General features: G+C 68.3%; 26 protein-coding genes. 8 read left to right on the plus strand and 18 right to left on the minus strand.

Annotation, left to right across the window (positions count from 1 at the left end):
• Positions 1–132: 132 nt before the first annotated feature.
• The gene (locus Q8P38_05655; protein ID MDP4014084.1) at positions 133–1,044 is read right to left on the minus strand and encodes a class I fructose-bisphosphate aldolase; all 912 of its coding nucleotides are present in this window, start codon (positions 1,042–1,044) and stop codon (positions 133–135) included.
• Between the two features lie 318 nt (positions 1,045–1,362).
• Here Q8P38_05655 and Q8P38_05660 point away from each other — a divergent pair, with 318 nt between their 5' ends.
• Positions 1,363–1,971: a hypothetical protein gene (locus Q8P38_05660; protein ID MDP4014085.1), complete on the plus strand. Its 609-nt coding sequence runs from the start codon at positions 1,363–1,365 to the stop codon at positions 1,969–1,971.
• A 22-nt stretch (positions 1,972–1,993) separates the two neighbouring features.
• Here Q8P38_05660 and Q8P38_05665 read toward each other — a convergent pair whose 3' ends face one another.
• From Q8P38_05665 to Q8P38_05735, 15 genes are read right to left on the minus strand one after another with little or no spacing between them, the layout of a single operon-like run.
• Positions 1,994–2,755, minus strand: coding sequence for a DUF6390 family protein (locus tag Q8P38_05665; protein ID MDP4014086.1), 762 nt, complete (start codon positions 2,753–2,755; stop codon positions 1,994–1,996).
• Positions 2,752–3,885 (minus strand): hydrogenase formation protein HypD, encoded by a 1,134-nt coding sequence (hypD, locus tag Q8P38_05670; protein MDP4014087.1) that lies wholly within the window; start codon positions 3,883–3,885, stop codon positions 2,752–2,754. Before hypD ends, Q8P38_05665 begins: the two co-directional genes overlap by 4 nt.
• 10 nt (positions 3,886–3,895) lie before the next feature.
• Positions 3,896–4,165, minus strand: a complete 270-nt coding sequence (locus tag Q8P38_05675; protein MDP4014088.1) for a HypC/HybG/HupF family hydrogenase formation chaperone — start codon at positions 4,163–4,165, stop codon at positions 3,896–3,898.
• 42 nt (positions 4,166–4,207) lie between these two features.
• Complete coding sequence (gene hypE, locus Q8P38_05680) at positions 4,208–5,305, minus strand: hydrogenase expression/formation protein HypE (GenBank protein ID MDP4014089.1); 1,098 nt, start codon at positions 5,303–5,305, stop codon at positions 4,208–4,210.
• Positions 5,302–6,018 (minus strand): SIS domain-containing protein, encoded by a 717-nt coding sequence (locus Q8P38_05685; GenBank protein ID MDP4014090.1) that lies wholly within the window; start codon positions 6,016–6,018, stop codon positions 5,302–5,304. Before Q8P38_05685 ends, hypE begins: the two co-directional genes overlap by 4 nt.
• A complete protein-coding gene (locus Q8P38_05690) occupies positions 6,015–6,755 on the minus strand; it encodes a HypC/HybG/HupF family hydrogenase formation chaperone (GenBank protein ID MDP4014091.1) in 741 nt (246 codons plus the stop codon). The genes Q8P38_05685 and Q8P38_05690 overlap by 4 nt, the downstream gene beginning before the upstream one ends.
• Complete coding sequence (locus tag Q8P38_05695; protein ID MDP4014092.1) at positions 6,752–6,994, minus strand: HypC/HybG/HupF family hydrogenase formation chaperone; 243 nt, start codon at positions 6,992–6,994, stop codon at positions 6,752–6,754. Before Q8P38_05695 ends, Q8P38_05690 begins: the two co-directional genes overlap by 4 nt.
• Positions 6,994–9,399: a carbamoyltransferase HypF gene (hypF, locus tag Q8P38_05700; GenBank protein ID MDP4014093.1), complete on the minus strand. Its 2,406-nt coding sequence runs from the start codon at positions 9,397–9,399 to the stop codon at positions 6,994–6,996. The genes Q8P38_05695 and hypF overlap by 1 nt, the downstream gene beginning before the upstream one ends.
• Positions 9,396–10,613, minus strand: a complete 1,218-nt coding sequence (locus Q8P38_05705; GenBank protein ID MDP4014094.1) for an NHL repeat-containing protein — start codon at positions 10,611–10,613, stop codon at positions 9,396–9,398. The genes hypF and Q8P38_05705 overlap by 4 nt, the downstream gene beginning before the upstream one ends.
• Positions 10,614–10,616: 3 nt before the next feature.
• A complete protein-coding gene (locus Q8P38_05710; protein ID MDP4014095.1) occupies positions 10,617–11,564 on the minus strand; it encodes a NifU family protein in 948 nt (315 codons plus the stop codon).
• Positions 11,561–12,958: a hypothetical protein gene (locus tag Q8P38_05715; GenBank protein ID MDP4014096.1), complete on the minus strand. Its 1,398-nt coding sequence runs from the start codon at positions 12,956–12,958 to the stop codon at positions 11,561–11,563. Before Q8P38_05715 ends, Q8P38_05710 begins: the two co-directional genes overlap by 4 nt.
• A complete protein-coding gene (locus Q8P38_05720; GenBank protein MDP4014097.1) occupies positions 12,955–14,019 on the minus strand; it encodes a hydrogenase maturation protease in 1,065 nt (354 codons plus the stop codon). Before Q8P38_05720 ends, Q8P38_05715 begins: the two co-directional genes overlap by 4 nt.
• Positions 14,006–15,649 (minus strand): nickel-dependent hydrogenase large subunit, encoded by a 1,644-nt coding sequence (locus Q8P38_05725; GenBank protein MDP4014098.1) that lies wholly within the window; start codon positions 15,647–15,649, stop codon positions 14,006–14,008. Before Q8P38_05725 ends, Q8P38_05720 begins: the two co-directional genes overlap by 14 nt.
• Positions 15,650–15,679: 30 nt before the next feature.
• On the minus strand, positions 15,680–16,651 hold the full coding sequence (locus Q8P38_05730; protein MDP4014099.1) for a hypothetical protein: 972 nt from the start codon (positions 16,649–16,651) through the stop codon (positions 15,680–15,682).
• Positions 16,652–16,663: 12 nt separating this feature from the next.
• Complete coding sequence (locus Q8P38_05735; protein ID MDP4014100.1) at positions 16,664–17,191, minus strand: DUF1641 domain-containing protein; 528 nt, start codon at positions 17,189–17,191, stop codon at positions 16,664–16,666.
• Positions 17,192–17,288: 97 nt separating this feature from the next.
• Between Q8P38_05735 and Q8P38_05740 the strand changes: the two genes are divergently transcribed.
• The 5 genes from Q8P38_05740 (at position 17,289) to Q8P38_05760 (ending at position 21,678) form a co-directional block, all read left to right on the plus strand.
• Positions 17,289–18,416 (plus strand): AraC family transcriptional regulator, encoded by a 1,128-nt coding sequence (locus Q8P38_05740; protein ID MDP4014101.1) that lies wholly within the window; start codon positions 17,289–17,291, stop codon positions 18,414–18,416.
• The gene (locus Q8P38_05745; GenBank protein ID MDP4014102.1) at positions 18,409–18,804 is read left to right on the plus strand and encodes a hydrogenase maturation nickel metallochaperone HypA; all 396 of its coding nucleotides are present in this window, start codon (positions 18,409–18,411) and stop codon (positions 18,802–18,804) included. Before Q8P38_05740 ends, Q8P38_05745 begins: the two co-directional genes overlap by 8 nt.
• The gene (hypB, locus tag Q8P38_05750) at positions 18,782–19,564 is read left to right on the plus strand and encodes a hydrogenase nickel incorporation protein HypB (GenBank protein MDP4014103.1); all 783 of its coding nucleotides are present in this window, start codon (positions 18,782–18,784) and stop codon (positions 19,562–19,564) included. Before Q8P38_05745 ends, hypB begins: the two co-directional genes overlap by 23 nt.
• Positions 19,564–20,400, plus strand: a complete 837-nt coding sequence (locus Q8P38_05755) for a hypothetical protein (protein ID MDP4014104.1) — start codon at positions 19,564–19,566, stop codon at positions 20,398–20,400. The genes hypB and Q8P38_05755 overlap by 1 nt, the downstream gene beginning before the upstream one ends.
• A 147-nt stretch (positions 20,401–20,547) precedes the next feature.
• Positions 20,548–21,678, plus strand: coding sequence for a class I fructose-bisphosphate aldolase (locus tag Q8P38_05760; protein MDP4014105.1), 1,131 nt, complete (start codon positions 20,548–20,550; stop codon positions 21,676–21,678).
• Here the strand turns inward: Q8P38_05760 and Q8P38_05765 are convergent.
• Positions 21,606–22,271 (minus strand): response regulator transcription factor, encoded by a 666-nt coding sequence (locus Q8P38_05765; GenBank protein ID MDP4014106.1) that lies wholly within the window; start codon positions 22,269–22,271, stop codon positions 21,606–21,608. The two genes, Q8P38_05760 and Q8P38_05765, sit on opposite strands and share 73 nt — an antisense overlap.
• Positions 22,272–22,410: 139 nt before the next feature.
• Between Q8P38_05765 and Q8P38_05770 the strand changes: the two genes are divergently transcribed.
• On the plus strand, positions 22,411–22,710 hold the full coding sequence (locus Q8P38_05770; protein ID MDP4014107.1) for a hypothetical protein: 300 nt from the start codon (positions 22,411–22,413) through the stop codon (positions 22,708–22,710).
• 318 nt (positions 22,711–23,028) lie between these two features.
• On the opposite strand, the gene Q8P38_05775 is transcribed toward Q8P38_05770, so the two are convergent.
• Positions 23,029–24,093 (minus strand): HAD-IIA family hydrolase, encoded by a 1,065-nt coding sequence (locus Q8P38_05775; GenBank protein ID MDP4014108.1) that lies wholly within the window; start codon positions 24,091–24,093, stop codon positions 23,029–23,031.
• Positions 24,094–24,819: 726 nt separating this feature from the next.
• Here Q8P38_05775 and Q8P38_05780 point away from each other — a divergent pair.
• A complete protein-coding gene (locus Q8P38_05780; GenBank protein ID MDP4014109.1) occupies positions 24,820–25,917 on the plus strand; it encodes an IS30 family transposase in 1,098 nt (365 codons plus the stop codon).
• Positions 25,918–26,024 lie beyond the last annotated feature (107 nt).

Genomic DNA, 26,024 nt, shown 5'->3' on the forward strand with positions numbered 1-26,024 from the left:
ACCGAGCAAACCAGCGGGGCCGGTGGCCCGGCATCCATCCGAGGGGTGGCCGGAGGGGTGGATCGGCCTGGACAGCGCCTGTGGGAGGCCGACAGGTCTGGGACCTACCTAGGTTCGCGTCGTGGCGCGGGCTCATCCCCCCTTGGCGGCGGGGTGGAGTGCCTGGGCAGCGGCGCGGCACGACGCACTGAGGGCAGCCTGGCCGGAAATGATGCCCCCATCCTGGCTCGTCCAGGCAAGGGTGGCCGGGGCGACCAGTGCGCGCCCGAACGCGAACGTGATCGGCAGACGCAGTCCTGCCTCCGCCGCTTGGCCGCTCACGGCACCCAGGGAGGCACAGGCAACGTCGTTGTCCAGCCCTGTCGACATGAACATCACCCCCGCGAGGGTGGGGGGAACATGCTCCCTGAGCAGCTGAATGGTGGTTTGGGCCACGAGCTCCGGGTCGGCCGGATCGTCGTGCCACACGCCCGGCCGCACGAAGTTCATCCTGATCACCACCTGGCTCGCGGGGACGGACGCAGCGGCCAGCGCTCTGTCCAGCGCCCGGATGGCGTTGCCGGTGACCGCCATCGCCACCGCATGACTGTGCGAGCACTGGTTGGGCATCGCAATGTCCAGCATCGGCAGCAGGCCCACCTCAAGGCTGGCCGCGGCCCGTTCAGCGAGCAGGGTCGTGTCGACGTACGCCGCCGGTCCGGTCGTCGTGAAGGGGTCGAGATCTGCCCTCCACTTCACGAAGCTGGCACCATCTCGAACAAGGTCGCCCAGGTCGCGTTCTGCCCGATGCGCGTCGAGGCGCACCCCGACCACGATTCCCGTGGGCGCGGCCCCGCGGCACTGGGTCAGCCCCTCGGGCGCGACCAGCACGCCCGAGATCCACTGATCGAGTTCGGGGGTCTCGAGCAGCATCGCTCGGTGGCCCTGGGCCTCGAACTCGGCTCTCCCATCGGTGTCGGTCGAGATGCGATCGAGGTGCTCGTCGACCGCGAGCAGACCCTTCCCCGGAGTGAACAGGCGCGCGGCGATGCGTTCGGGAGTCATGAGGCCGGCTGCGCTTCGAGGACGTGCCGAACGGTGCTGATCAGGAGGGTGCGGATGCGGCCGTTGGTCATGGCGATCTCCCTGGAATCGGTGGATCTCCACCGTCCGACCGGCGGAACCGCGCGTCCACCACCCCCAGGGTGAGGTCGGGGGTGAGGTCGGGGGTGAGGTCGGGGTGACCTCGTACCTGACATGTCGTGGGCCCCGAAGTCTGGAGACCTCACCCACCCGCTCCCCCGGCAGGGTGATCCACTCCGGCGCGGGCCGGTCGATGGTGGAGCCAGGCACTTGTTCCCTCGTCGAAGGAGACGAACAACCATGGCCCCGAGCACCACGACACCCAGCGGCCTCGACCCCGACCTGGCGACCCACGAGCAACCGATCCAGGAGATCATCCGGGTCGCCCATGAGCGCCTGGCGCAGCGTTTCGAGGACGTCCATGTCATGACCTGGCCGCGTCAGGCCCGCGACGTCCAACACCGCGCCGACGCGATGCTCATCGAACTCACGCGCCACGTCAACGCCGTGCGCGCCGTGGCCGTCGACGAGGTCCGTTCCGTCGGCGAGGCCGACCTGGCCCAAGCGCTGCGCACCCTGTGCCGCGACGTCGAGCAGAGCACGTGGTGGATCAAGGCCCGGCTCTACGGCAATTCCAGCATGAGCAAGTGTTCGTTCCCTGCCCTGGTGGCCGAGGTCGAGGAACAGGTCGCCACCCTCCTCGACCTCGAGCAGCAGGCCCTGACCCAGCTGCGTAAACACCACGACCACGCCGGCCTGGTGCGCATCGGCCAGCGACTCCTCCGGGTCGAGGCCCACTCACCCACCCGCCCGCACCCCCACCTGCCCCACCAGGGGCGACTCGGCGCCCTGGCGCGCGCGGTGACGTCCCGCACCGACGCCATCTGGGACACCGTCGAGGGCCGCTAGGACACCGACTGCCGACGGCCCGTCAGCCCCCCTGTTGCGCCAGCCGCGTGTTGGTGAGGACCACCTGCTCCGCCGACCTGGCCAGCAGGGTTTCGGCCTGCGCCGACGTCAGCCGGTCGCACGCGAACGACCAGTGGATCGCCGCCCAGTCGTCCTCGGTGAACTCGGCCATCGCGCCGTCTGCGGTACGCCGCGCCACGCGTTCGTGACGCGGCTCGCCGATCCGCAGCAGCCCGTCGTGGTGCAAGGTGTCGACCTCCACCAGCATCGAGTCGTGGTCGACGTCCAGCACGCGACCGGCGCGGATCCGGCATGAGTCCAGGATGTGCAGCGGCTCAGGCAGTCCGGTTGAGAGCAGCCGCGTCCACGGATATACGCCGAGGACGTGGAAGGCGTGAGTGGGCCGCACTTCCGGCAACAGCTCGGCACGCAGATGGGACCAGTAGTGCCCCGCCTGTGCGGCGAACCGGTCGATCAACAGCTCACCGAGACGCTGGTCGTCCACCTGGTCGGTGAGGTCCGACCCGGTCCAGTAGGCCCGGCCGACCGCCTCGGAGAGCGGGTCGAGACCCACGAACTCGCCGATCAGCACCTGGTAGGGCCAGACCCCCGAGAACTGCTTGGCCGCGCGCCGTACCCCACCTGGCTCGACCGGCCGGCCGCAGGCCGAGCGCTGGAGGACGGCCGCGGCCGAGGGACCGCAGTAGCCCAGGGCGTTGGGCGCGTGCGCGTAGCGGGCGAACAGCCGCTCGCCTTCGACGTCGTGGTCGGAGGTCTCGCTCACAGCTCGGCGCGCTCACCCACCATGATGGCCGTGTCGCGGTGCAGTCGGCCGAAGTTGTAGTACGCCGCGCAGGCGCCCTCCGGCGAGACCATGCAGGTCCCGATCGGGGTCTCGGGGGTGCACGCGGTGCCGAAGACCTTGCACTCCCATGGCTTGATGACGCCCTTGAGGACTTCCCCGCACTGGCAGGCCTTGGGGTCCGCGACTCGGATGCCCGGCATCGAGAATCGCTCCTCGGCGTCCCAGTCGGCGTAGTCGCGGTGGACCTTGAGGGCGCTTTGCGAGATGAAGCCGAGACCACGCCACTCGAAGTGGGGACGCAGCTCCATGGTCTCGCCGAGCAGCTTGAGTGCCTGCGGATTGCCCTCGGCTCGGACGATGCGGGAGTACTGGTTCTCGACCTCGCATCGGCCCTCGTCCATCTGCTTGAGCAACATGTGGACCGACTGAAGGATGTCGAGTGGTTCGAAGCCGGCTACCACCATCGGCTTGCCGTAGACCTCGTTGACGAACCGGTAGGGCCTGGTGCCGACCACGGTGGAGACGTGACCGGGCCCGAGGAAGCCGGAGAGCCGCAGGTCGGGCGAATCGAGGATGGCCTTGATCGGCGGGACGATCGTGACGTGGTTGGCGAACACGGAGAAGTTGGTGACTCCCAACTGCTTCGCGCGCACCAGGGTGACCGCGGTGGAGGGCGCCGTCGTCTCGAACCCGACGGCGAAGAACACGACGTGCTTGGTCGGGTTCTCCATCGCGATCTTCAGCGCGTCGAGCGGGGAATAGACGAAGCGACAGTCCGCGCCGCGCGCCTTGGCGTCGAGCAAGGAGCCCGTCGACCCGGGCACACGCATCATGTCGCCGAAGGTCGTGAAGATGACACCTTCTTGCTGGGCGAGCCAGATCGCATCGTCGATGCGTCCCATCGGGATGACACAGACCGGGCAGCCGGGCCCGTGCACCAGTTCGATGTTGTCCGGAAGGATGTGCTCGAGGCCGTGTCGATAGATGGTGTGGGTGTGTCCGCCACACACCTCCATGAACTTGTATTCGTCCTCGGTGGCCAGCTGGGTGATCTTTTTGACCAGAGCGCGCGCAGCGGCCGGGTCTCGGAACTCGTCGACGAACTTCATCTCGCGTCTCCTACAGGCTCGTGGAGCTGAACTGCTCCAGTTCGTTGTCGTACTCGCTGCCCATCTTCTGGAGCTGCGCGAGGGTGATCGCCGCTTCTTCCTCGTCGATCCTGGCCATGGCGAACCCGACGTGCACCAGCACCCAGTCGCCGTCCTTGAGGCCGGTGTCGGCCAGCAGTCGGACGCTGATGGTTCGCCGTACTCCCGACACGTCGACCTTTGCCAGGTAGTTCTCCGCGTCGACCGTCTCGACGACCTGTCCCGGGATTCCCAGACACATGGCTCTTCCTCTCGATCAACAATGGGGGGCATCAGCTAGGGGTCAACAGATTCGGGGCAACGGGTCGCCGACGAGCATGTCGACGATTCGGCTTCCGCCGAACGGGGTGCGCAGCGCCACGATCCCCGGGGGATCGGCCACCACCTCCGCGATGATGTCGGCGTCATGACCCAGCGGGTGCGCACGAAGGGCCGCCAGCGCGGCCGCCGACTCCTCGACTGGCACCACCGCGACGAACTTTCCTTCGTTGGCGACATAGAGCGGATCGATGCCGAGCAGGTCACACGCGCCGTTGACGATTGGTCGGACCGGGAGCCGCGCCTCTTCGATGATCACCCCGACGTTGGCGGACTTCGCCAACTCGTTGAGCACTGTGCCGACCCCACCGCGGGTGGCGTCGCGCATCCAGCGAGTGCCCGGTGCGGCCGCGAGCAGTTCGCTCACGATGCCGCCGAGGGCCGCGGTGTCGGAGGAGATGTCGGCCTCGATGTTGAGCTCGCCGCGCGCGAGCATCACCGCCATCCCGTGGTCGCCCATCGTGCCGGAGACCAGGACTCGGTCGGTGGGCGCGACGCGCTCGGGTCCGAGCACTCGATCGGCCGGGACGATGCCGATGCCGGCGGTGTTGATGAAGAGGCGGTCGGCGGCGCCCCTGGGTACCACCTTGGTGTCACCAGTCACGATCTCGACGCCGGCAAGTGCCGCTGCCTCGGTCATGTCGGCGACGATCTCGCGCAGCACCTCGATGGACAGTCCCTCCTCGATCACGAAGCCGGCCGAGAGCCACTTCGGATTCGCGCCCGAGACTGCCAGATCGTTGACCGTGCCGTGCACGGCGAGGTGGCCGATGGACCCGCCGGGGAACTGGATCGGCTGGACCACGTAGGAGTCGGTGGAGAAGGCGAGACGTTCACCACTCGGCAGGGTTAGTCCGGCCGAGTCGCCGAGGGCGGCGAGGGTGGGGTTGCCGAAGGCTTCCAGGAAGACGGCGTCGGTCAGCGCCGCCGACGACTTGCCGCCGGCGCCGTGGGCCAGCGTGATGACGTCCTCGAGCAACCGGGGCCGACGTTGCCGGAAGGCCTCGATCCGGGAGAGCACCTGCAGCTCACGCGGCGTCTGGGCGCGTGGTGTGACCGTCATCGGCTGACCTCTTCTCGAGTAGGCGGTTCCGCGGCAGCGGCTGGCGCCGAACGGCGCACGGCGCGCCACTCCCGCATGGTCTCCTGCGCAACGGACCACAGCCGGTGGCCGATCATCGCGTGCGACTCCTGGATCCGGTGGATGGATTGGGAGTCGACGGTGAAGCAGTAGTCGAGTTCGTCACTGGCCTGCATCTGCCCGCCGTCGTACCCGGCGAAGCCGATCGTCAGCAGGCCGAGTTTGCGGGCCTCTGCCAGACCGCGGAGCAGGTCGTCGGAGTTGCCGCTCGTGGACAGGGCGATCGCGACGTCGCCGGGGGTGGAATGGGCGATGATCTGCCGGCTGAAGATCAGCTCGAAGCCGACGTCGTTGCCCAGGGCGGTGACGACCGCCTGATCGTCTGTGAGCGACCACGCCGCCACCGGTCGCCCGGCAGGCGGGTTGCAGAAGAGACCCGCTAGGGTCGCGGCATCAGTCGAGGAACCGCCGTTGCCGAACGTGTAGAGCCGACCGCCGGCGATGAACCGCTCTCCCATCGCCCGACCCGCGGCCACGATGTCGGGCTCCATCCGCGCGAGGGAGGATCGTTGCAAGTCACGGGAGATCGCCGCCTTGTCGCGCGCCGAGGAAGCGAGGTCGGCGAGCAGGGCCTGCGGATCATTCTCGTCGGCCTCGATGAAGGGATAGAGGAAGCCGGTGCTGTCGTCCGTCATGAAGGCTCCACCTTGGTCAGGGCCATGCCGGCATGGATGAGGATCAGATCGCCCGGAGCGACGTCGCCAACCAGGCTCACGTCGACGTCCTCCTCACCGGTGGCAGTACGTACGGCGGCGGGCTCTGTCGGCTCGGAGGGCGCCTCGAGGACCTCGGCGAGCCGGCCCTCGTCCGAGCAGGTCACGCAGACCTCCTCGGTGCACTCCTCGTCCTCGGCGGTGAGCAGTCCCGGGTGCTCGAAGCAGACGTGGGTGAGTTCCCAGAGCAGGTGGTACATCAGCACGAAGCGGCCCGTCGCCGGGACCATCGGATCGTCGGAGGCAACCCAGAGCACGTGGTCTGCGGCGCCGTCCGGTGGTCGCTGGCCGAAGCCGACCCAGATCGTGGAGACCCCCCACGCGGGCGCCCGCTGCATAAGGCTAAGTGCGGTGGGGTCATCGGCGGCCGCCACCGCGATCACGACGTCGCCGGCCCGCACGGCGACTCGGGTCTGCGCCACCGGGTCAGCGCCCACGAGGGCCACCGACGGCAGCGCACGCTTGCCCATGATCACCGGGTGCACGAACTCCACGGCGACGTGGTGGGCGTGTGGCTCCCACTGCGGGCTGACCACCCACAAGGTGGCGCCACGGTGGAAGGCCCGGGCCAGCGACAACGAGGCCTGGGCGAGGTCCTGGGAGAGGTCGGCGCCGATCAGCTCGTCGGCGATCTGGTCACGCACGGTCTGCACAGTCATGCCGTTCCCTCCAGCAGTCCGACCTCGCGCATCACCGCGACAGTCTTGCGGGCCTCTGCCTCGTCGAGCCGGGTGAGCGCGAAGCCAGCATGCACGATGGTCCAGTCGCCGACGGCGAGCTCAGGCAGGTAGTTGAGCCGGATCACTCGCTCCTCTCCGACGAAGTCGGCACGGGCGAGCAACGCGCCCTGTGGGTCGGTCCACCGTTCCCGGATCTGGCCGGGCACTCCGAGGCACATCAGATCTGCTCCTTCATCGCGATAGTCGAGGTCTTCAAGATCGGCCTGGTCGTCGGTGTCCCGGCCAGCATCGCGGTGGCCACCGCGGCCTGGCCGAGCGCCAGGCCACCGTCGTTGGGTGGCACTTCGCGGTGCGTGAGGACCTCGAAGCCGGAGGCCTCGAGGCGTCGCGTGACGGCGTCGGCGAGCAGTCGGTTGCAGAACACGCCTCCGGTGAGTCCGATCGTCTCGGTCCCGGCGGCGGCCGCCTGGACGCTGGCGAGAGTGACGGTCGCGTCGGCGAGCGCGTGGTGGAACAGCAGCGCCGAGCGGCCGACGTCGACGCGAGCATCGGGCCGACACAACGCCCGTACCAGCGGTTCGGGATCGAGGAAGGGGATCCCGCCGGCCGGGTTACGCACTGGCAGCCACGCCGGGGCCACCGGCTCGTCACCCGCGGAGTTCCGCTGAGTGACGCGGGCGGCCATTTCGAGCTCGATCGCGGCCTGTGCCTCATAGGTGACTCGGCCGCGGATGCCCAGCAGCGCCGCCGCAACGTCGAAGAGCCGGCCTACCGAGCTGGTGGTAACCCAACCGGTGCCGTGCTCAAGGAGGCCGGGCAGGACCTGTCGCTCCTCCGGGGTGAGCTCGAGGGGGAGGTCGTCGAGCGACCCGCCTGCGGCGAGGACTGCAAGAGCGGCCGTGCGGAGGGGGTTGCGGACGCCAGCGTCCCCGCCGGGGAGGCGTACGGCGCCGAGGTGGCCGACCCGCTCAGCGGACGCGCCGGAATGACCGAGGACGAGGAACTCACCACCCCACACAGTGTGGTCGCAGCCGTAGCCGGTGCCGTCAAAGACGACGCCAAGAATCGTGTGGTCCAGACGGCCGTGTTCGGCCGCCAGCGCGGCGAGGTGCGCGTGGTGGTGCTGGACCTCGACAACCGGAACGTCGAGCTCCTCGGCCCGGCGTCGTCCCCAGGCCGACGAGGCGTAGGCCGGGTGCGGGTCGACGGCGACGGCCTCGGGGGTGGCCCGGTGGAAGCGCAGCATCGTTGCCGTCGCCGCGTCATGGACGCGTTGGGCCTCGAGCGAGCCGAGGTCGCCCACGTGTGCGGAGAGGAAGGCCTGGCCGTCGCGCGTCAGGGCGAACGTGTTCTTGATCTCGGCCCCGGCGGCCAGCACGACCGCATCGCCGGGCAGTGCCACCGGCAAGGGAGCGTAGCCGCGCGAACGTCGAACCGGCACCGGGCCGCGAGGGCCCACCGCGACGACGGAGTCCTCGCAGGGCACCACGATCTCCCGGTTGTGGGTGAGGAACAGGTCGGCGATCCCGGCGAGGCGATCGAGCGCGTCGGCATCGGTGAAGGCGATCGGCTCGCCGGAGGCGTTGCCCGACGTCATGACCAGCACGCTCGGCGCGCCGGGCGCTCCCTCAGGCAGATCGGCGAAGAGCAGGTGGTGCAACGGGGTGTAGGGCAGCATCACGCCGAGCTCGTCGTATCCGGGCGCCACACAGTCGGCCACCGGCGCTGCGGGATGGGCGGGCAGCAGGACGATTGGGCGTGCCGCTGACGTCAGGAGAGCCTCGCCGCCACGGACGTCGACCAGGGTGGCCGCGGTCTCGAGGTCGCGGGCCATCAGCGCGAAGGGCTGGTCGGGGCGGTGCTTGCGGCCCCGGAGCACCTCGACGGCGGTGCAGGAGGTGGCGTCGCAGGCGAGGTGATAGCCGCCGATCCCCTTGATGGCCACGATCGCCCCGCCGCGAAGGGCCGCCACGGCGGCGCGCAGCGCTCCTTCGGTGTCGGTGGCCAGCTCTGTGCCGTCGGGCGAGCGCAGGACGAGCCGCGGGCCGCAGTCGTGGCAGCCGATGGGCTGGGCATGGTGGCGGCGGTCCCGCGGATCGGCGTACTCCCCAGCGCACTGTGCGCACAGCGGGAACGGTGCCATCGAGGTCTGTGGCCGGTCGTAGGGCAGGTCGCGGGTGATCGTGAAGCGCGGACCACAGTTGGTGCAGGTGATGAAGGGGTGCCGGTGCCGGCGATCCCCGGGGTCGACCAGCTCGCTCAGGCAGTCGTCGCAGACCGCCGCGTCCGGCGCGACCAGTGTGCGGGCGCCGACCGAGGCCGAGGAGGTCTCGATGGTGAAGCCGACCTCGCCGGTGGGACTCACGGGTGCTGCGTCGACCGAGGCGATGCGCGCCATCGGCGGCGCCTGGCCGATGAGCTGGATCAGGAAGTCCTCGACCCGCTCGCGGGGTCCCTCGACCTCGATGCTGACGCTGGTCGCGTCGTTGCGGCAGTGTCCGACTAGGCCGAGCTGCTCGGCGAGCCGGGCGACGTGCGGGCGGAAGCCGACGCCCTGGACGACGCCGCGGACCACCACCCGTTGCCTAACATTCGTCTCGGTCCAGCTGCTCAGAGACGTCATGGCCGCTCCCAGATGGCGATGCGGTTGTTGCCGCTGTCGGCGACCAGCAGCAGGTCTGGAGCATCCCCGCCGCCCGGGTGCCAGTGCACGCCGTACGGCCAGCACAGCGTGTCGGTAGCGACCTGCGCCCAGCGGTTCTCCCCGTTGGCGGCGAAGGTCGGTTGCCCCAGCACGGCATCAGGCGCGTCGTCGTGGCTGGCCTCGACCGAGGCGTAGATCAGCACCCGGTTGTTGGCCGTGTCCGCGACCGCCATCGCGCCACCCGGGACCGTGGAGACGGCGTAGGGGAATCGGAAGCGCCCCGCCTGCGAGATGTACGGGAACTCCATGGAGGCGGTCATGTTGGGCTGGCCGAGGACGGCATCGGCGGGGCAGTCAGTCTCCGGGTGCCGAGCCCAGCGCAGCAGGCGGTGGTTGCCGGCGTCGGCGACGACGATCCCGCCCTTCGCGCCGGCGACGTCGTGGGGCCAGCGGAAGGAGTCTGCGCGTGCTTCACCGCCACGGTTCTCCTCGCGGTCGGCGGGTCCGGGCTGTCCCAGGACCACGTCCGCGGGCCGGTCCGTGGTGGGGATGCCATCGCGCCACACCAGGACTCGGCGGTTGCCGGTGTCGGCGACGTAGAAGCGGCCGTCGATGACCGCGATCCCGAACGGCCAGTAGAACGACGCTGCGTCCGCCTCGCCACCACGGTTGGCTTCGACGTGGTGGGCGTCAACCTGTCCGAGCACGCGGTCGGGCGGCGTCCCGGTCACGGTCGGGACCGTGTCCCACACCAGGATGCGGTGGTGCCACGCGTCCGCGACGACCAGGCGGCCCCCGTGGACCAGCACCCCAGTGGGCAGATGCATCCCGACGGCTGGGCCGAGGCCGCTCGCGGCCGGGCCCTCGGTGTGCTCGTCGGGTTGGCCCAGAACGACATCTGCCGGTAGCCCGTCGGTGGTGGGAACGCCGTGCCAGATCATCACACGATGGTTGCCGGTGTCAGCAGCGACCACGATCTGCCCGTCGGTCCACGCCGCTCGGGGTGCGTAGAGCTGGCCAGCCACCGGTGCCGCAGCCGGTAGTTGCAGACCGCCCGGGGAGTCGGCGCCCAGGATTGCGCGCGGCCGCCATCCGCCGTACGAGGCGGGCGCGGCGGCGTCAAGACCGGGCAGCCCGTGCCCCGGCAGCACTCCGGTGTGAACCGAGCCGGTGGCGATCACCTGAACCCTCACGCGTCAGTCCCCGAGGTCGCCACTAGCGCGGACCCAGATCCGGCCGTGCTCGAGACGCAGGGGCAGTTGCTGGAGCTGCGCGCCGGGCATCGACATGCACTCGCCATTCGTGGAGTCGTAACAGAAACCGTGACCCGCGCACGTGATCGTGCCCTGTTGTGCATCGACCATCGCGTCGTCGAGACGGCGCCCCAGGTGGGCGCACTCGTTGACGAAGGCCGACATCTGCCCGGCGGCGTTGACCACGATCACCTCGAGTGAGGGTGCGTCGCGCGGAGTCAGGGTCACCGCACAGACCTCGCCGACACCGACGGTCCCGACGGCAACCGCTGATGACCAGCCAGCTTCCTCGAGCGCACGCTCGGCCCGGGCGAGGTCCTCGGCAGCTTGGTCGGGTGAGCCCACCGTGATCGAACTCAAGGGGATCAAGGTCGGCGACGGGTCGTTCGGCAGCACCTCGACCGAGGTGAGACCGGGTACGCCCTCGACCAGTGCGGCCTCGACCCCGTTGCGCATCGTGACCGATGCCATCGAGCAGCCGTTGCAGGCACCCTGGAGCTTCACGAACGCCGTGCTCCCCTCGATCCGGTCGAGCTCGACGCCTCCCCCGTGGGACGCCAGGCCGGGGCGGACCGAGTCGAGCACCCGGCGAGCCTGGGTCATCGCGTCAGGTCGGACGATCCCGTGCATGGTGAGGGCCATCAAGACGTCAGGCTCGTCCACCAGCTCGAAGAGCAGCTCCTTGCCGCGCGGGTCGTCCCGCAGCCGACGTACGACCGTGGTCAACGCCTGCTTGTGCAGGGCGTTGAGCGCGTCCAGGGCGTCTGTGATGACGGCGCGCGAGTCCGGCTCGAGGCCGGACAGCCCGCCCATCGCCTCGTCGAGCGCGGCCGCAAGCTGCTCGATCGATCGATCGGCGACATCGTGGACCGGCTGTGCCTGGGTGCTCATGGCCGGTCCTGACCAGGGCGAAGCACGGTGACCTTGGGCTTCGGCGGTGTCACCGCGTCGACGCCCAGCGCCGCGGCCTGCGCGCGGACCCCCATGCCCGAGGTGAACGTCTCCGGCTGCGGCATCCGGCCGAGCTGCTCGGCCCGCCGGGCCATGTCCGTGAGAGAATCGTCGGGGTCCTCGACCCCAGACCTCGCGATTTCGTCGAGCACACCGCGGACGGCCAGCGCCGAAGCGTGGTCGAGCTGGGTCTCAAAGAGGTAGCGAGCTTCGACCAGTTTCGCCTTGGCCTGGTCGAAGATGCCCAAGTGAGCCAGCACGTTTCCCTGGTTGGCGAGCAGCCGGGCAAGGGCCGAGGGGTCCGACTGGCGGATGCCGCTCGCCAGGATCTCCTCGTAGAGCTCGACCGCCTCGACGAGGTTGTCGCCTTGGTGGGTGGACGGGGTGTAGACCAGCGCGTTGGCGAGGTTGAGGGTCGCCGTCGACCACAACTCTGGCGCTGCATCGGAGGTGAACACCCGACGACACGCGCGCAGTGCCTGGGTCGCGACACCGAGTCGCAGCTGGTCCGAAGCCGTGGTCATCGGGGTCGCCAGGTGGGCGGTGGCCAGGTCGAGCTGCAGGCCGGCCCACAATTGGGGGGAGGACTCCTCGGTCACGAGCTGGAGCGCGTCGTAGTAGCAGCGCATCGCCTCGTGGAGCAGGGTCCGCGGGTCGCCCCGGCCGCTGGCGGCGTCCTCGTGGGACAGGCTGCCGAGGTGGTGCAGGAGCTCGGCGCGCGACTCGCGTAGGTCGCTGCTGCCGTCGAGGAGCGCGGTCGCCTCGGTCAGTGCGGCTCGGGCCTCCTCACGGTGCCCGGCCTCGCGCAGCAGCGTGCCGTGGTGCCCGCGCAGGACTCCCGCGAGTGCCGCAGCCGGAGCAGCAGCCTGTGCGGCCCGGTCGAGCAGGTCGAGGGCGGTACGGCCGTTGCCGGCCTCCAAATGCTCAGTGGCCAGAGCTGCCCACACGAGCGCCTTGACCTCATCGGCGGCCACCGCAGGCGGAAAGGCCGGCAGCTCACCTTGACCGGTCGTGTAAGCGACCACGTCGACCAAGGGGGCCAGCTCGGGGGGAAGACCGGCGCGGATAACGGCCGGGTCGGCCGACTCGGGATCGAGCACCCAGCGGTTGTAGGCGCTGATGGGGTCGTCGCCCCAACAGACGTCCGAGGCGGCGACCGGCTCCCCGGTATGTGCCAGTTCGTGGGTTCGGAGCTCCTTGGGCCAGACTGTGGGCAGGACTCCCGCCGCGAGGTCCGCCCGCACGTCGGCGTACCCCTCGACCAGCAGCAGGCCCTGGGGAAAGGCAAAGGCGCCCAGACCCCAGACCGTCGCCGTGTCAGCCGTGCCTGTCATCGTTGTCCTCCACCGGCGCCCGGCGCCGCGCTGTTGTTCGGCGAATCACGTCGGCCGCCAGTTTCGCGAGGGCCGGCGATCTGTGGGTCGAGACGGCTCGTCGCTCGAGTCCCTGGTCGGTGAGCACCAGCAGGTAGACCGTCCACTGGCCCCGCTCCTCGACGACCTCGGCCGTCACCTCGACTGCCATGATGAACTCCCCCCCTGCCCGGGCACTCACCCACCAACCTGACCTTCAAGGTGCCCTCCTCCTCGTCCCAACTGGCCGGGAAACGACCGGCAACCGGCTCGAAGCCGAGCACTTCGTGGATCAGCACCGTCCGCTCGCCGGCCGCGTTGCGCTGGCGCAGCACCAACCCGCCATTGGCTGCATCGTTAAGGGGCAGCAGTTCGAGGCTACCGTCGCTGCAACGCGCGACACACACGTCGGCCGGGAAGCGAAGGCTGGCGAGCTCGGCCCCCAGGTGCAGATAGCCCGCCTCGGTGATTTCCACGCTCGATTCCGGGGACACAGGGTAGAAGTCGCTCTCGATGAGATCCGCCACATGCTGCATCGACGCCTCGACCTGCGAGGTCATCGTGGCGCCGAACTCGATCTCTGCCACCTCGACGAGGAAGACGGTGATGTCGGTAGGACGCTCAGGACCAAGCAACCACTCGGAGAACGACAGCGCATGGTCCCACCGGAAGTTGTGCGTGTGCAGACCGTCAATCGGTGGCAGCTCCTCAATCTCGGCCGCCGGCACCTTAAAAACGGTACCGGGCTCGGAGCCGGTCGCCGCGGCGTCCACGATCACGACACGCTTAGCGCCACGCATGCCGAACGCTACATCCATGCCCGACGTCCCACCGTCGACGAGACGCACGCCGTCCGGCACGCCCCGAGTGAAGAGGGTACGAATCAGCACCGGACCGACGGCATCGTCCCCGCGCAGAATATTTCCGCAGCCGATGACGAGCAGCTCGCAGGCCTCGGGCGGAAACCCGTCGTCGAGGAGGGTGTGGGGAGCCGGCGCCGAGTGGGTCCTCCCGGCGCCGGGACCCGTCTCAGACCATGCCATTGATCACGAACCGGTTCAGTTCCTTGCCGGTCTTGCCGTCATAGGCGTGCACAGTGCAAACCAAGCAGGAATCGAAGGAACGGGCGACGTGACCCAGCTCCACGGGGTCTGTCATGTCCTTGACCGGCGTGCCGACCAGAGCGGCCTCGATCGGTCCAAGCGTCCCCTCGGAGTCTCGTGGCCCGATGTTCCAAGCCGTCGGGGTGACGACCTGGTAGTTCGCGATCTTGCCGTCCTCGATCACGATCCAGTCCGCCAGCGCGCCGCGAGCCGCCTCGGTGGCGCCGAAGCCCTTGCCCGAGGAACGCTCCTCGGGCTTGGTGTAGAATGAGCCGTGCAGGTCGATCTCGCTGAGCCACTCCATCACCCAACTGAGGTACTTCGGGGCCTCGTGCATGCGCGCCATCTGGCGGGTGAACACCGACGGACCGAGCTTCTCCATCATGTCCACGAACAACGGGTCGTCATCTTGGTGTGCGGCCGCGTTCGGGGCACCGGCCGCGATCCTCCGAGCCAGCGGACCGGCCTCGAGCGGGATCCGGCCGAGGTCCGGAACGTCGTAGCGCGGCGACTTGGCCCAGGAGTACTTGCCGTCCTTGCGGCCCTGAAGAGGGTCGATGGGATTGGTCTCGCCCTCCCACGGGTGCAAGGGGCGGTCGCCGGTGAAGAAGGCGTGGGTGACGTCCTCGGAGACCCGCAGGTGGTCGAAGTCATGCCACCGGCCGTCCGCGTAGATGCCCGAACGGCCTTTCAGGGCATCATTGCGGGCGTCAATCGTGGGGTTCTCATACATCGACGGCTCGAGGTAGGTCCCGGTGGAGATGTAGTTGCCGACACCGGCGCCGTACTTGTCCAGGCCCACGTCAAGGGCAAAGCGGATGAAGAAGCCGCAATCGGAGTTGTACTGCGACTCGTTCTCCTCGACCCAGGCCTGCATGTCCTCCCAGGTCTTGACCTCCATCCAGCGTTCGACCGAGCAGCCGAGCCACTCCTTCTCAAGCCAGTTGTCTTTCCAGTGGTGGAGGATCGCGGTGGCGCGCGTGACATCGGAAAGGTTGGGCGCACTCATCACGCCGCCCGGGACCATGAACGAGCTGTGCGGCCATTGACCACCGAAGATTGCATAGACCTCGACCGGCTTGCCGGAAAGGACGACACCCTTCTGGTAGGACGTCCCGACGTAAGGTGCGAAGCGACGTACGGCTTCATCGTAGAGCGGCGAGTTGGCGTAGTTCTTGTTGACCAGGTCGACCGCGAAAAGCGCGTAGAAGTAGCGCGGGATCGATTGGAGGGTCTCGCAGGCCTGCGCGATATTGCGGATCAACGTCGCGTTCTGCGGAACGTGGGTTGCCCATGCCGTGTCAAGCGCGTAGCAGGCCTTGTAGAGGTGGGAGCCGCCACAGATGCCGCAGATGCGCGGCGTCACGATCAGTCCGGCCTGTGGGTCCTTGCCGCGCAGGATGATCTCGAAGCCGCGAAACATCGCGGCCTCGGTCCACGCGGAGGTAACCACGCCGTCCTCGATCGTGACGCGAACGTCCAGGTCGCCCTCAACACGGCCCATCGGGCTCACGAAGAGGTCAATGGAGTCGGCGCCGGCGCCCGGGTTGTCAACTTCAACTGCAGTCATGGGTTCCTCGTTCCTGTTCCGACATGTTCGTCAGACGACGAACATGTCCTCCTTGGACCACTGCGGAGCGGCGATCCTGGCGGCGGCGGCGTGTGCCATGTAGGTGATGTGGTCGGCGCCTTCGGGGACTTCCTTGGGAATCGTGCCGGAGACCTTCTGGGTCTTGAAGACGGTTCCCTTGGCGAGGTCGAAGAAGGGGAACTCCGGTTCGGTACAGCCCAGGCATGGCATGCCGGCGCGTGTCTTGGAGCTCTGTCGATTCCACAGGATGCGATTGCAGGGGCTGTGTGTCATCGGGCCGCGGCAACCGAACTCATAGAATAGACAGCCCGTGCGGGTGCCTTCCCCGAAGCTCGTCGTGGACTGCTTGTACTCGAAGAACTGGACGCGCGTGCATCCCGTCTGAGTGAAGGTCTTGAAGAACGTCTGCGGGCGGTGCAGGTCGTCCAGCGCGATGTCGCCGGCGCGACCAGTGGCGAGTGCGACCAGGATCTGGGTGATCCAGTCGGGGTGGGCCGGGCAACCAGGGATGTTGATCACGGGAAGACCGGACTTGCTGCGCCAGTCGGGCCCGAGGAAACCGCCTCGCTCGCGCTTGTGGAACTGCAGCCCAGTCGAGTCGCTCGGGTTGGGCTCCATCGCCGGGACGCCACCCCAGCAGGCGCAGTCGCCGATCGCGACGACGATGCTGGCGGCTTCACACAGTTCGGTGACCCACTCGATCATGGGTCGGTCCGCGAACATGTCCATCCGCCCGGAACCGTCCGGGCCCTGGATGACGGTGCCCTCGAGCACGAAGATGTCGAGGGGCCGCGCACCGGAAGCACAGTCATTGAAGATCTTCGTGGCGTTCTCGCCCAGCTCCATCCCGAGGCTGGGGTGCCACAAGAGTTCGAGGCCGAAGTCGACGATCAGGTCGACGACATTGGGCTCCTCGGCATTGAGAAACGACATCGTGTTGCCCGAACACGCGCCCGCCTGAAACCACAGCACTGACGACATCTGATGACCTTCCTAATCCTCTGAACGGTGGGTTGGGGCCGAGGGCGCTACCTGAAGCTCCTGGCCGATAGACCTCGCGACGGTGGCGCCGTAGCTGAGGGCGCGTCGGATGTCGGGATCCTTCAGCAGCCGCGCGAGGCTCAACAGACCGGTGACCTCGACCGGCGATTCCTTGAACTGCTGGCCGCCGGCCACGAGGCCGCGCGCCACCGTGGCCACCGAGTCCAACGCCTGCGGACTGACCACGTCGGAGGCTGCAAGGCGCTTGGCGCTGTCGACCATGCCCTGCACGTCGATCGCGCCCAGCGTCGACGAGAGCGTGGTGTTGCCGTTGACGGTATTGCGGAGCTCAGCGACGCTCGCGAAGAGGCTCTCGCCGACCGTGTCGCTGCGTGCGACGAACTGGTCGAGGCCCTCCAGTAGCACGGCGACCAGGTCTGCGTGGTCGAGCAGATTGGCCACGGCGGCGGCGATCCGTGGCTCCTGGAGCTTGTCCAGGACTGCGTCCGTGGCGCGTTCTCGTGGTGGTGACAACGTCATTCAGGACCTCCTGGCGATCGCGCTCTGGGAACTGTGAATGTAACTACCGTCACATGGAGTGACTATCGTGGAGGCGCAGGGACTATCAGGATTGCGAATGATTCTTGATGGAATGACGCAATCACCCGATAGTAGGCACATCGGAAGGGATCCCATGGAGCGCCTGTCACGCCTGAGGTTCATGAATGTGGACCGCACGCGCGAACCCGTGCGCCGTCGCATCCGGCCGCGGGGTGTGCCCAATGCTTTGCAGGAGCATCCGGTCATCGACAGCGACGACCGGGACCTGGCCCAGGACGTGACGAGCCAGCTGCTCGGACAGTGCCAGGTCATCCCTGTGAAGGCCCAGCTGGCTGACTTCCACTGCCGACTGCATGCTGTGCAGTTGCTCGATGTGTCGATGGCCTACTTGGACTACTCCGCTGCGACCACGGTCCAGGTCGCCTCGTCGGGCGACTGCTACACGGTGCACATGACAAGCGCGGGGCACGGCACCGCCCACATCAACGGCACCGATCACCACCTCACGCCGTTCTTTGCCCTGGCGATCTCACCCCGCACTACCTATACGTTGAGCATGGACCGGGACTCGCCACAGAACATCGTCCGCATCGAGCGCGAGGCCGTCGAGCGGCAACTGTCCCGACTGCTCGGTCGCCAGCTCCGTGAACCACTGTCGTTCACGCCGGTCGGCGACCTGACCACCGACGAGGCCGCTCGCTGGCACGGCTCCCTGCAAATATTCTCCAACGAGGTGATGTCCCCCTCCTCGTTGATCCAGCAGGGCATCGGCGCCGCGCAGCTCGAGGAGTTGGTGATCTCCACCCTGCTCCTTGTGCATGAGAACAACTACAGCCACGCACTCAGGGCAAGGCCAGGCGCGTCGGGGAAGCCGGCCGTGACGCGCTCCATCGAGTTCATCGAACTGCACCTAGCCGAGCCCATCTCGCTCAGCGACATTGCCCGCTATGCCCAGATGAGCCCCCGCTCGATCCAGGCCGGGTTTCGTGAGGATCTCGGCACCACTCCGATCACGTTCATCCGCGATCGCCGACTCGACGCCGTACGGCGAGACCTGCTCGCGGCGACGCCGCGAGAGGGCCTCACGGTGACTGATGCCGCCACCCGATGGGGATTCCAGCACCTGGGTAGCTTCTCCGGCTTCTATCGCAACCGGTTCGGCGAATCGCCCTCGACGACACTTCGGAGGGCGCGCAGTGCATGAGCTCTCTCTGTGCCGCAGCATCCACCTGATCGTGGACCGCTCCCGTCAGGAGCGGCAGGTCCTCGCCGTGCACCTCCAGGTCGGGCAGTTGCGCCAGGTCATCCCGGAAACCCTCGTCTACTGTTGGGACCTGGTCACCGCCGACGGCCCGCTGGCGGGCGCCAAACTTCAGATCGACCAAATCCCGGTGGTGCTCTCCTGCCACAGGTGCGGAGTGGAGACCACGGTGCAGCACGCCCTGGTCCTCATCTGTGGCGCCTGCGGCGGGGCCGACACGCACCCAATCAGCGGCGAGGAGTTCATGGTGACGTCCCTCGACCTGGCGCCCGCACGAGTCACCAGCCCACCCAGCGAGGAGAACGACCATGGGCCGATTCCACCGGCATGACGACGGCACCGAGCACGACCATAGGCACGAGGAGCATCCGCGGGGCCAACCCCACGAGGACGTCGGCGACCACTCCGGCTACGAGACCGGCGCCGAGCGTATCAATGTCCTGGAGCGGATCTTCAGCGAGAACGACGCCGCCGCCGACGCCAACCGTGCGGCCTTCGCCGAGCACGGTGTGCACTGCCTCAACCTGATGTCATCACCGGGCGCGGGCAAGACCACGCTGCTCGAGCGCACCCTGGCCCACCTCCAGGAGCGTGGGATACGGGCCGGGGTCATCGAAGGCGACATCGAGACCTCGATCGACGCCGACCGGTTGGCGGGATACGGCGCCCAGGTCGTCCTCCTCAACACCGGGGACGGCTTCGGCGGCGAGTGCCACCTCGACGCACCCATGGTACGTAAGGCCGTGGGCGGACTCGACCTGGCCGCGCTCGACGTCGTCATCGTCGAGAACGTCGGCAACCTCGTCTGCCCGGCCGAGTTCGATGTCGGCGCACACACCTCCGCAATGGTCTATTCCATCACCGAGGGAGAGGAGAAGCCACTGAAGTATCCCGTCATGTTCCGCGCCTGCGACATCGTGTTGGTCAACAAGCTCGATCTACTCCCGCACCTCGACTTCGACCTTGACCTGTTCAGGCGAAACCTCGCCCAGGTCAACCCCAAGGCGGTGGTCTTCGAACTCAGTGCCCGCACGGGCGAAGGGCTTCAGGCCTGGCATGAGCAGCTCCAGGATGCGTTGGTCCCGGCCTGATGCTGCCCCGGATCGACGCCACCGACGACCACATCGGTTTCACCTGGCTCTCGCCCGAAGGACGAGCGCTGCGGCTGCGCCAGGTCATCGCCCTGCCGGGAGCCGAGCCGGAACGCTGGCTGCCGACCCATCTCGAGGCTCTCGACGACGTGCTGATCGAGGTCGCCGGAACGTACGGCGAGGTCCTCGGCGGCGGTCGGCGCCCGACTGCCTCCGAACGCGAGGACCTGGTCGGTGTCTACGCAACCCTGGACCGGCTGTGCTGGGAGTACGCCGATGCCCTCGCAGCAACCGAACGCCCGGGATCGGTGCGCGCGGGGCAGATCATCGGCACGGCTGCGTTGATGAGCATCCGGACCCGCGAGGCCGTCTCGATGATGGGCGCGCCACCCTTCGAGGGTGAGCTCGACGAGCCCGGTCTGGGCGTGATAGGAGGGCGGGCGGGCCTGCACTGGGTCACCCCCGAGGCGGCGTGGCCGGGAGCCCGCTGGCTGGTCGTCACCGACGGCGGTCTGCGGCTCCCCGCGACGCTGTCGATGCTGATGTTCGACGCCTCAGGTGTCGACAAAGACGCGACCCTGACCGAGCACCGAGAGGCGCTTGCTCGGGTCACGGAGGCCGAGACCGACCCGGCGGCAGAGCCTATGCGGGCGAGTGGCGCGCTCGACTGGTTGCTGTTCGACTGGATCATGGCTCACCGTGACGGCCCCGACTCCGGGGCGGTCCAGATTCGCTCCGGCAACGTGGCCGACGCCGACATGATCGTCGCCGCCACGGCCGCTTCCGCCCGGATCCGCGCCCGCTTCGACCCGGCGCTGGTTGGGACACTGGCCTGACGGCGCTCCGACACCTCGCCGACGAGCGCGTCGAGGAGGCTGCGGCACTTCACACCCCTGATCGCCCACGGGGGTGAGTCCGCACATGGCGGGAATTGGCACGCTCTAACAGGTATCGCCCGAAGAAGGAGGGAGCCGCCGATCTCCATGAGCACGAAGCGCCCGCGCGCTCTGTATGCGCCAGCCCGGACCGCCCACATCGCCCGACGCCTGATGGGCGATGGCCGCGGGATCCTGTCGGCCGACGAGTCGATCTCAACCGTGTCCGGGCGGTTCGTCGACGAGAGCATCGAGCCCAGCACGCGCGTACGACGCGACTACCGCCAACTTCTTCTGACAGCTCCCGGTCTCCGGACGACGGTCAGCGGCATCATCGTGTGCGACGAGACGTTCGGCCAGGCGCTCACCACCGGCGAACAATTCCCGGAGGCGGCTGCCGCCCGCGGCATCCTCGTCGGGATCAAGATGGACACGGGGCCACTTCCGAGCCCAGTGGTGCCCCAGGGCGCACTGGTGACCGAGGGGCTCGAGGGTCTCCAGGCTCGGCTCGAGTCCTACGCCACCCGCGGGGCCGCCTTCGCCCAATGGCGAGCGGTCTTCGATGTCGCCACCCCGGACAGGGCGGTTATCCGCGAGAACGCACATCGCATGGCGGTGTACGCACGATGGTGCCAGGACGCCGACATCGTGCCGATCGTGGAGCCCGAGGTGCTGGCCGCGGGCGCGCACAACCTGGACGCGTGCAGACAGCTGACGCGGCTGGCACTCACGACACTCTTCGATGCCCTGGCCGTGCAGGGCGTGGACCTCGCGGGCGTGGTGCTCAAGCCCAACTTCGTCACGCCCGGCCTCGCCAGCCAGCCGTTGTCGGCCACGACCGTGGCCACCGAGACGTTCGACGTGCTGCGTGAGACCGTGCCGAGCGAGGTGCCCGGCATCGCCTTCCTGTCCGGCGGCCATCCGGCCGATGCCGCCTGCGCCTACCTCGCCGCGTTGCGCGCCGTGAACGGCCGGCCATGGGATGTTACGTTCTCCTTCGGCCATGCACTGGTCAGCGAGGTCCTCGCGATCTGGGGTGGCTCACACGCCAACGTCACCCTCGCCCAGAGGTCCTTGTTGTCCAACTGCGCCCGGGCTGCCGCAGTATCGCGTGATCCGGACTTGTCCGGCCACAGCGGCGGCGCTGAGGCCCAGCTGCTTGATGGTCACCGGAACAGCCCCTCACGCAGGGCCACGGCCGTCGCGTCGCTTCGATCGGACACACCAAGCTTGCGGTAGAGGCCGCGGATGTGCGTTTTGACGGTGTCCTCGCTTACGACGAGGGTGCTCGCCACGCCGCGGTTGGAGTGGCCTGCCACCAGGAGCTCCAGGACCTCCGACTCGCGCTGCGTGAGCCCGAGGTGGGCACCCGGCCAGAACTCGCCTGAGCTCAGCCTGGCCGCCGAGAGCGCGACCCGGCCCGCGAGAGCGGCGTCGATGGCTGTCGCCCCCGCCGCCACTCGAACCAAATGGTCGACCAGTTCTCGGCCGCCGATCCGCTTGAGGAGGTAACCGGACGCCCCCGCCCGCAGGGCCTTGAAGAGATAGTGCTCGTCGTCGTAGACGGTCAGCATCACGACCCGGACCCCCGGGTGCTCGGCGGCGATGCGCCGGCAGAGGTCGAGTCCGCTCTCCCGGCCGATCCGGACATCACACACGGCGATGTCGGGCCGCTCCGTGGCGATCACCCGCATAGCGTCGCCCGCCGTTCGCACGCTGCCGACAACGAAGACCTGCTCCTCGAAGTGGGTCAGCATCGCAGCGAGACCCTGCAGGACCATCTCGTGGTCGTCGACAAGGACCAAGCGCAACGGGCCGCGCGAGGTCATCATGGCTACAGCCTAGGGGCCCCAGCTTGGCTCGGCCCTCTCTGGCCCGCGCCTCGCGAACTCGGTTAACTGGGCGGTGGAGAAGGCGAACGTCCAAACAGACCTGCCATCACTCCTTGCTGTCGAGCGCGGTTGGCTCGACATGAAGTCCAGCCTGGGACTGCGTCCAGTCTTCCACTACCGCGAGGACCGCATCCGCGCCCACGTGCAACTGTGCTGGCTCGCGCTGCTGCTGATCCGGGTCGTCGAGAACACCACCGGCGACACCTGGCGCAACATCGCCCACGAGCTCGACCGAATGCACCTGGTCACCCTGGCCACCCCCGACGGCCAGGTCGCGCAACGCTCGACCACCACGCCCAGGCAGAAGCAGATCCTCGAGGCCCTCGACCTACCCGAACCGCCCCGGTTCTTCGACTTCACCGTGCCCGCACCCGGCTGAGCGCGCTGAACCCAGCGCCGCCACACAAGCGGCTTGTTGTAGTAACACGACCCCGCCACGCCTGAACCGCGTTTGCGCAGGTCAGCGCCCCAATTCAGCCGATCGTGTGCCCATCATCTTCGGAAGTCCGGGCAGAGTGCGGACGATTTCCCCCCGACTTTCCGTGACCTGGACGACCTCCAGGCACGGGGCCGGCTGCGCAGGCGGTCCGCGGGTGGCTCCACGGCCAGTCGTCGACGGCTCTCCGCACGAGATTCGTGGAGTACGAGGTTACGGGTGCGACTCGCCGGCCTGGCACAGGCTTCGACATGCCAAGCCTCACGCAAGAGTGATGGGGGCGCTGTCGACGCCGAGCTGACGCTCCAGTCCTCGCCACATCGCAGCGTTGGAAGAGATCGTGTGGCCGTCGTCGAGTGCCGCCCAGGCCGTCGTGACCACGGCCTGCAACAGGTCGCGTCCGCTGTCGCCTTCTCGAACGTACACGAAACCGTCAGGCGAGATTTCGACCAAGTCGCCCGGCGTCTGGCGCAGGCGCAGGGGAGACTTGAGCAGTCCGGTAAGGTCGCGTGCGACGTACGTCGGCCGCTGGCAGTCAGGAGCGAACGCGAGTTCCTGCAGGCGTGAGGCTCCGGACAGAACGAACAGCGAGTCGAGGCGTGCAGCGTTGGCCCCTGCGATGTCGGTATCGAGGCGGTCTCCGCACACGAGGGTGGCGTCGTGCCTCGTATCGAGCCTGGCACGAGCCAGGTCGAACAACGCTGGACCCGGCTTGCCGGTGACGTGTGGGTCCACTGTCGTGGCGGTCCGGACCGCGGCCACAAGAGCGCCATTGCCGGGCGCCGGGCCGTCCGCAGTCGGGAAGGTCAGGTCGCGGTTGGTGGCTACCCAAGGCACACCGCGCCGGACAAGGTTGCCGACCGCGGCTAGCTCGCGCCAGGTGACCTCCATCCCCAGACCCTGGACGATCGCCACAACCGTGGTGTCGGCCACGTCCGGGACGCGGACCGGGCCCAGCCCCGCCTCTGCGAGCGCCTCCGAGACTCCAGGTCCGCCAACAGCCAGCACGGACGCGCCAGGCGGAAGCCGCTTCGCCAAATACGCCGCAGCAGACTGGGAGCTGGTCACCACCGACCAGCCGGGATCTTCCACGCCTATTTCGCGCAAGTGCCTGGAGACCTCCTCCGGCGAACGCGACGCGTTGTTCGTCGCGAAGACGACCCCAACGCCGCTGGCAAGGACGTCGCGCAGGGTCGCGACCGCACCGGGCACGGCAGCGTCTCCTCGGTAGACGACGCCGTCGAGATCGCAGATCACCCCGTCGTACTCGGCGACTAGGGAGCCGGTCGAACGATCGGTCTGAAAGCCCTCGGACGGTGGAAGCACGACTTTCGCTCCTCGGTTGGGATGGGATCATCAGACGCTAGGTGCGTCACGAGTCCCAGCGGCTCACCCGCGCGAATGACGTCGGGGGTGAGCCTCGATGCTGCCGCCTGGGCGAACCTGCACCGCGACCACGCCAGCACCACGTAGAACACTTGGACCTTCCGACCCGCGATAAACTGCTCGGCCCAGTCGATCGCCAGCACCTCGGCCGGCGACCACACCGCGGGACGACGGCCACTCGCGCGGGCCTGGCCCTGACGCCACGAGCGCTTCGCATCCGCGACCAGTCGCCGGAAGTTGCGGTCCGAGCCTTCATCGCCCGCCGCCCGCTGCGGCCGGCAGTAGCCGCTTCGTGCTGATCTTCCGAAGGGTCGTGGGGACCTTCTCCGCGACCGACTCGGCCACAGCTCGAGTCCTCGGCTACCGCGTCACCCTCTAACTTGCCGCCTGAGACTCCGGCAGCACGCCAACCTAGGCTCCGCCGGATGCTGTCACCCGCCCGGCTGAGGTCATTCGGACTAGGATTGCGGCGCGGGTTCAAGCCTGAGTGCAACACCCTTGATCTGATCGAGGTGTTCTTCGATGGCTCGTCCTGCCATTGCTTGTGAGGTCCGAAAGGCGTTCTGGCGGCACGTCGCTGCTGGGCTCACGACTGAGGATGCTGCGGTAGCTGCTGGCGTGTCGCGGGCCGTGGGCTACCGCTGGTTCGCAGCATCGGGTGGTGTGATGCCGCGACGGACCGATCGTGAGAACCCGGCCGACCCACCGCGTCCCCGGGGGCGTCGGTTGAGCCTGGCTGATCGCGAAGAGATCGCCTTGTTGCTGCACCAGAGGCGCAGCGATGCCGAGATCGCCACGGTGCTGGGCTTCGACCGGACCACGATCTGGCGCGAACGTCGACGCAACACCACCGGTGGCCGGTACCGAGCCACGACAGCGCAAGCGGCCGCCGATGCCCGTCACCGCGACGCGCACCCGCCCGGGCCGGTCAAGCTCGCCGAAGGCACCCCACTCCACGACGAGGTCCAGGCACGGCTGAGCAAGAATCAGAGCCCCGAACAGATCGCGCATCGGCTCCGCCGCGACTTCCCCGACGACCCGGAGATGCACGTGTCCCACGAGACGATCTACCAGGCCCTCTACGTCCAAGGACGCGGCGCGCTGCGCCGCGAGCTAGCGAACTGTCTGCGCACCGGACGCGCGATGCGCAAACCCCGTGCCCAACGCGCCGCCCGCAACGCCCGGACCGGGAACCTGCGCGACATCGTCTCCATCAGCCAACGCCCACCCGAGGTCGAGGACCGTGCCGTGCCCGGCCACTGGGAAGGCGACCTCATCCTCGGCGCCGGCAACACCTCCGCGATCGGAACCCTGGTCGAACGCGCCACCGGCTACCTGATCCTGCTCCACCTCGACGGCGACCACACCGCCGAAACCGTCCAAGAAGCCATGTGTCGCGAGATGGCCAAGCTGCCCGAAACCCTGCGCCAGACCCTGACCTGGGACCGCGGCAGCGAGATGGCCAACCACGTCCAGATCGCCGCCGCGACCGGCCTGGACATCTACTTCGCCGACCCCGCCTCACCGTGGCAACGCGGCTCCAACGAGAACACCAACGGACTCCTACGCCAGTACTTCCCCAAAGGCACCAACCTGTCCTTCTGGGGCCCCGGCTTCCTCGACCAAGTCGCCCACGAGATGAACAACCGACCCCGCAAGAGACTCGGCTGGGACACCCCCGCCGAAGCCCTAGACGCACTACTGTCCAACCCCATCAACCCACCCGGTGATGAATCGCCCCGGGTTTCGTGGAGGCTCGGTTAGTTGGATCCAGCCTCAGTGAGGACCGGGTTCTGACGGTAGTGCTCGACGGGTTGTGACGCCCAGTGTTTGGCCTCGAACTCGGCGGGCGGGATGAGTCCGATCTCGCC

It is taken from the genome of Candidatus Nanopelagicales bacterium (assembly GCA_030700225.1).
GTDB lineage: Bacteria > Actinomycetota > Actinomycetes > S36-B12.

What these genes read in the sequence shown, in the direction of transcription:
- Q8P38_05655 (MDP4014084.1), bottom strand. Translation starts at nt 1,044, where the DNA reads ATGACTCCCGAACGCATCGCCGCGCGCCTGTTCACTCCGGGGAAGGGT.
- Q8P38_05660 (MDP4014085.1), top strand. Translation starts at nt 1,363, where the DNA reads ATGGCCCCGAGCACCACGACACCCAGCGGCCTCGACCCCGACCTGGCG.
- hypD (MDP4014087.1), bottom strand. Translation starts at nt 3,885, where the DNA reads ATGAAGTTCGTCGACGAGTTCCGAGACCCGGCCGCTGCGCGCGCTCTG.
- Q8P38_05675 (MDP4014088.1), bottom strand. Translation starts at nt 4,165, where the DNA reads ATGTGTCTGGGAATCCCGGGACAGGTCGTCGAGACGGTCGACGCGGAG.
- hypE (MDP4014089.1), bottom strand. Translation starts at nt 5,305, where the DNA reads ATGACGGTCACACCACGCGCCCAGACGCCGCGTGAGCTGCAGGTGCTC.
- Q8P38_05685 (MDP4014090.1), bottom strand. Translation starts at nt 6,018, where the DNA reads ATGACGGACGACAGCACCGGCTTCCTCTATCCCTTCATCGAGGCCGAC.
- Q8P38_05690 (MDP4014091.1), bottom strand. Translation starts at nt 6,755, where the DNA reads ATGACTGTGCAGACCGTGCGTGACCAGATCGCCGACGAGCTGATCGGC.
- Q8P38_05695 (MDP4014092.1), bottom strand. Translation starts at nt 6,994, where the DNA reads ATGTGCCTCGGAGTGCCCGGCCAGATCCGGGAACGGTGGACCGACCCA.
- hypF (MDP4014093.1), bottom strand. Translation starts at nt 9,399, where the DNA reads ATGACGTCTCTGAGCAGCTGGACCGAGACGAATGTTAGGCAACGGGTG.
- Q8P38_05710 (MDP4014095.1), bottom strand. Translation starts at nt 11,564, where the DNA reads ATGAGCACCCAGGCACAGCCGGTCCACGATGTCGCCGATCGATCGATC.
- Q8P38_05715 (MDP4014096.1), bottom strand. Translation starts at nt 12,958, where the DNA reads ATGACAGGCACGGCTGACACGGCGACGGTCTGGGGTCTGGGCGCCTTT.
- Q8P38_05720 (MDP4014097.1), bottom strand. Translation starts at nt 14,019, where the DNA reads ATGGCATGGTCTGAGACGGGTCCCGGCGCCGGGAGGACCCACTCGGCG.
- Q8P38_05725 (MDP4014098.1), bottom strand. Translation starts at nt 15,649, where the DNA reads ATGACTGCAGTTGAAGTTGACAACCCGGGCGCCGGCGCCGACTCCATT.
- Q8P38_05730 (MDP4014099.1), bottom strand. Translation starts at nt 16,651, where the DNA reads ATGTCGTCAGTGCTGTGGTTTCAGGCGGGCGCGTGTTCGGGCAACACG.
- Q8P38_05735 (MDP4014100.1), bottom strand. Translation starts at nt 17,191, where the DNA reads ATGACGTTGTCACCACCACGAGAACGCGCCACGGACGCAGTCCTGGAC.
- Q8P38_05740 (MDP4014101.1), top strand. Translation starts at nt 17,289, where the DNA reads ATGATTCTTGATGGAATGACGCAATCACCCGATAGTAGGCACATCGGA.
- hypB (MDP4014103.1), top strand. Translation starts at nt 18,782, where the DNA reads ATGGGCCGATTCCACCGGCATGACGACGGCACCGAGCACGACCATAGG.
- Q8P38_05755 (MDP4014104.1), top strand. Translation starts at nt 19,564, where the DNA reads ATGCTGCCCCGGATCGACGCCACCGACGACCACATCGGTTTCACCTGG.
- Q8P38_05760 (MDP4014105.1), top strand. Translation starts at nt 20,548, where the DNA reads ATGAGCACGAAGCGCCCGCGCGCTCTGTATGCGCCAGCCCGGACCGCC.
- Q8P38_05765 (MDP4014106.1), bottom strand. Translation starts at nt 22,271, where the DNA reads ATGATGACCTCGCGCGGCCCGTTGCGCTTGGTCCTTGTCGACGACCAC.
- Q8P38_05770 (MDP4014107.1), top strand. Translation starts at nt 22,411, where the DNA reads ATGAAGTCCAGCCTGGGACTGCGTCCAGTCTTCCACTACCGCGAGGAC.
- Q8P38_05780 (MDP4014109.1), top strand. Translation starts at nt 24,820, where the DNA reads ATGCCGCGACGGACCGATCGTGAGAACCCGGCCGACCCACCGCGTCCC.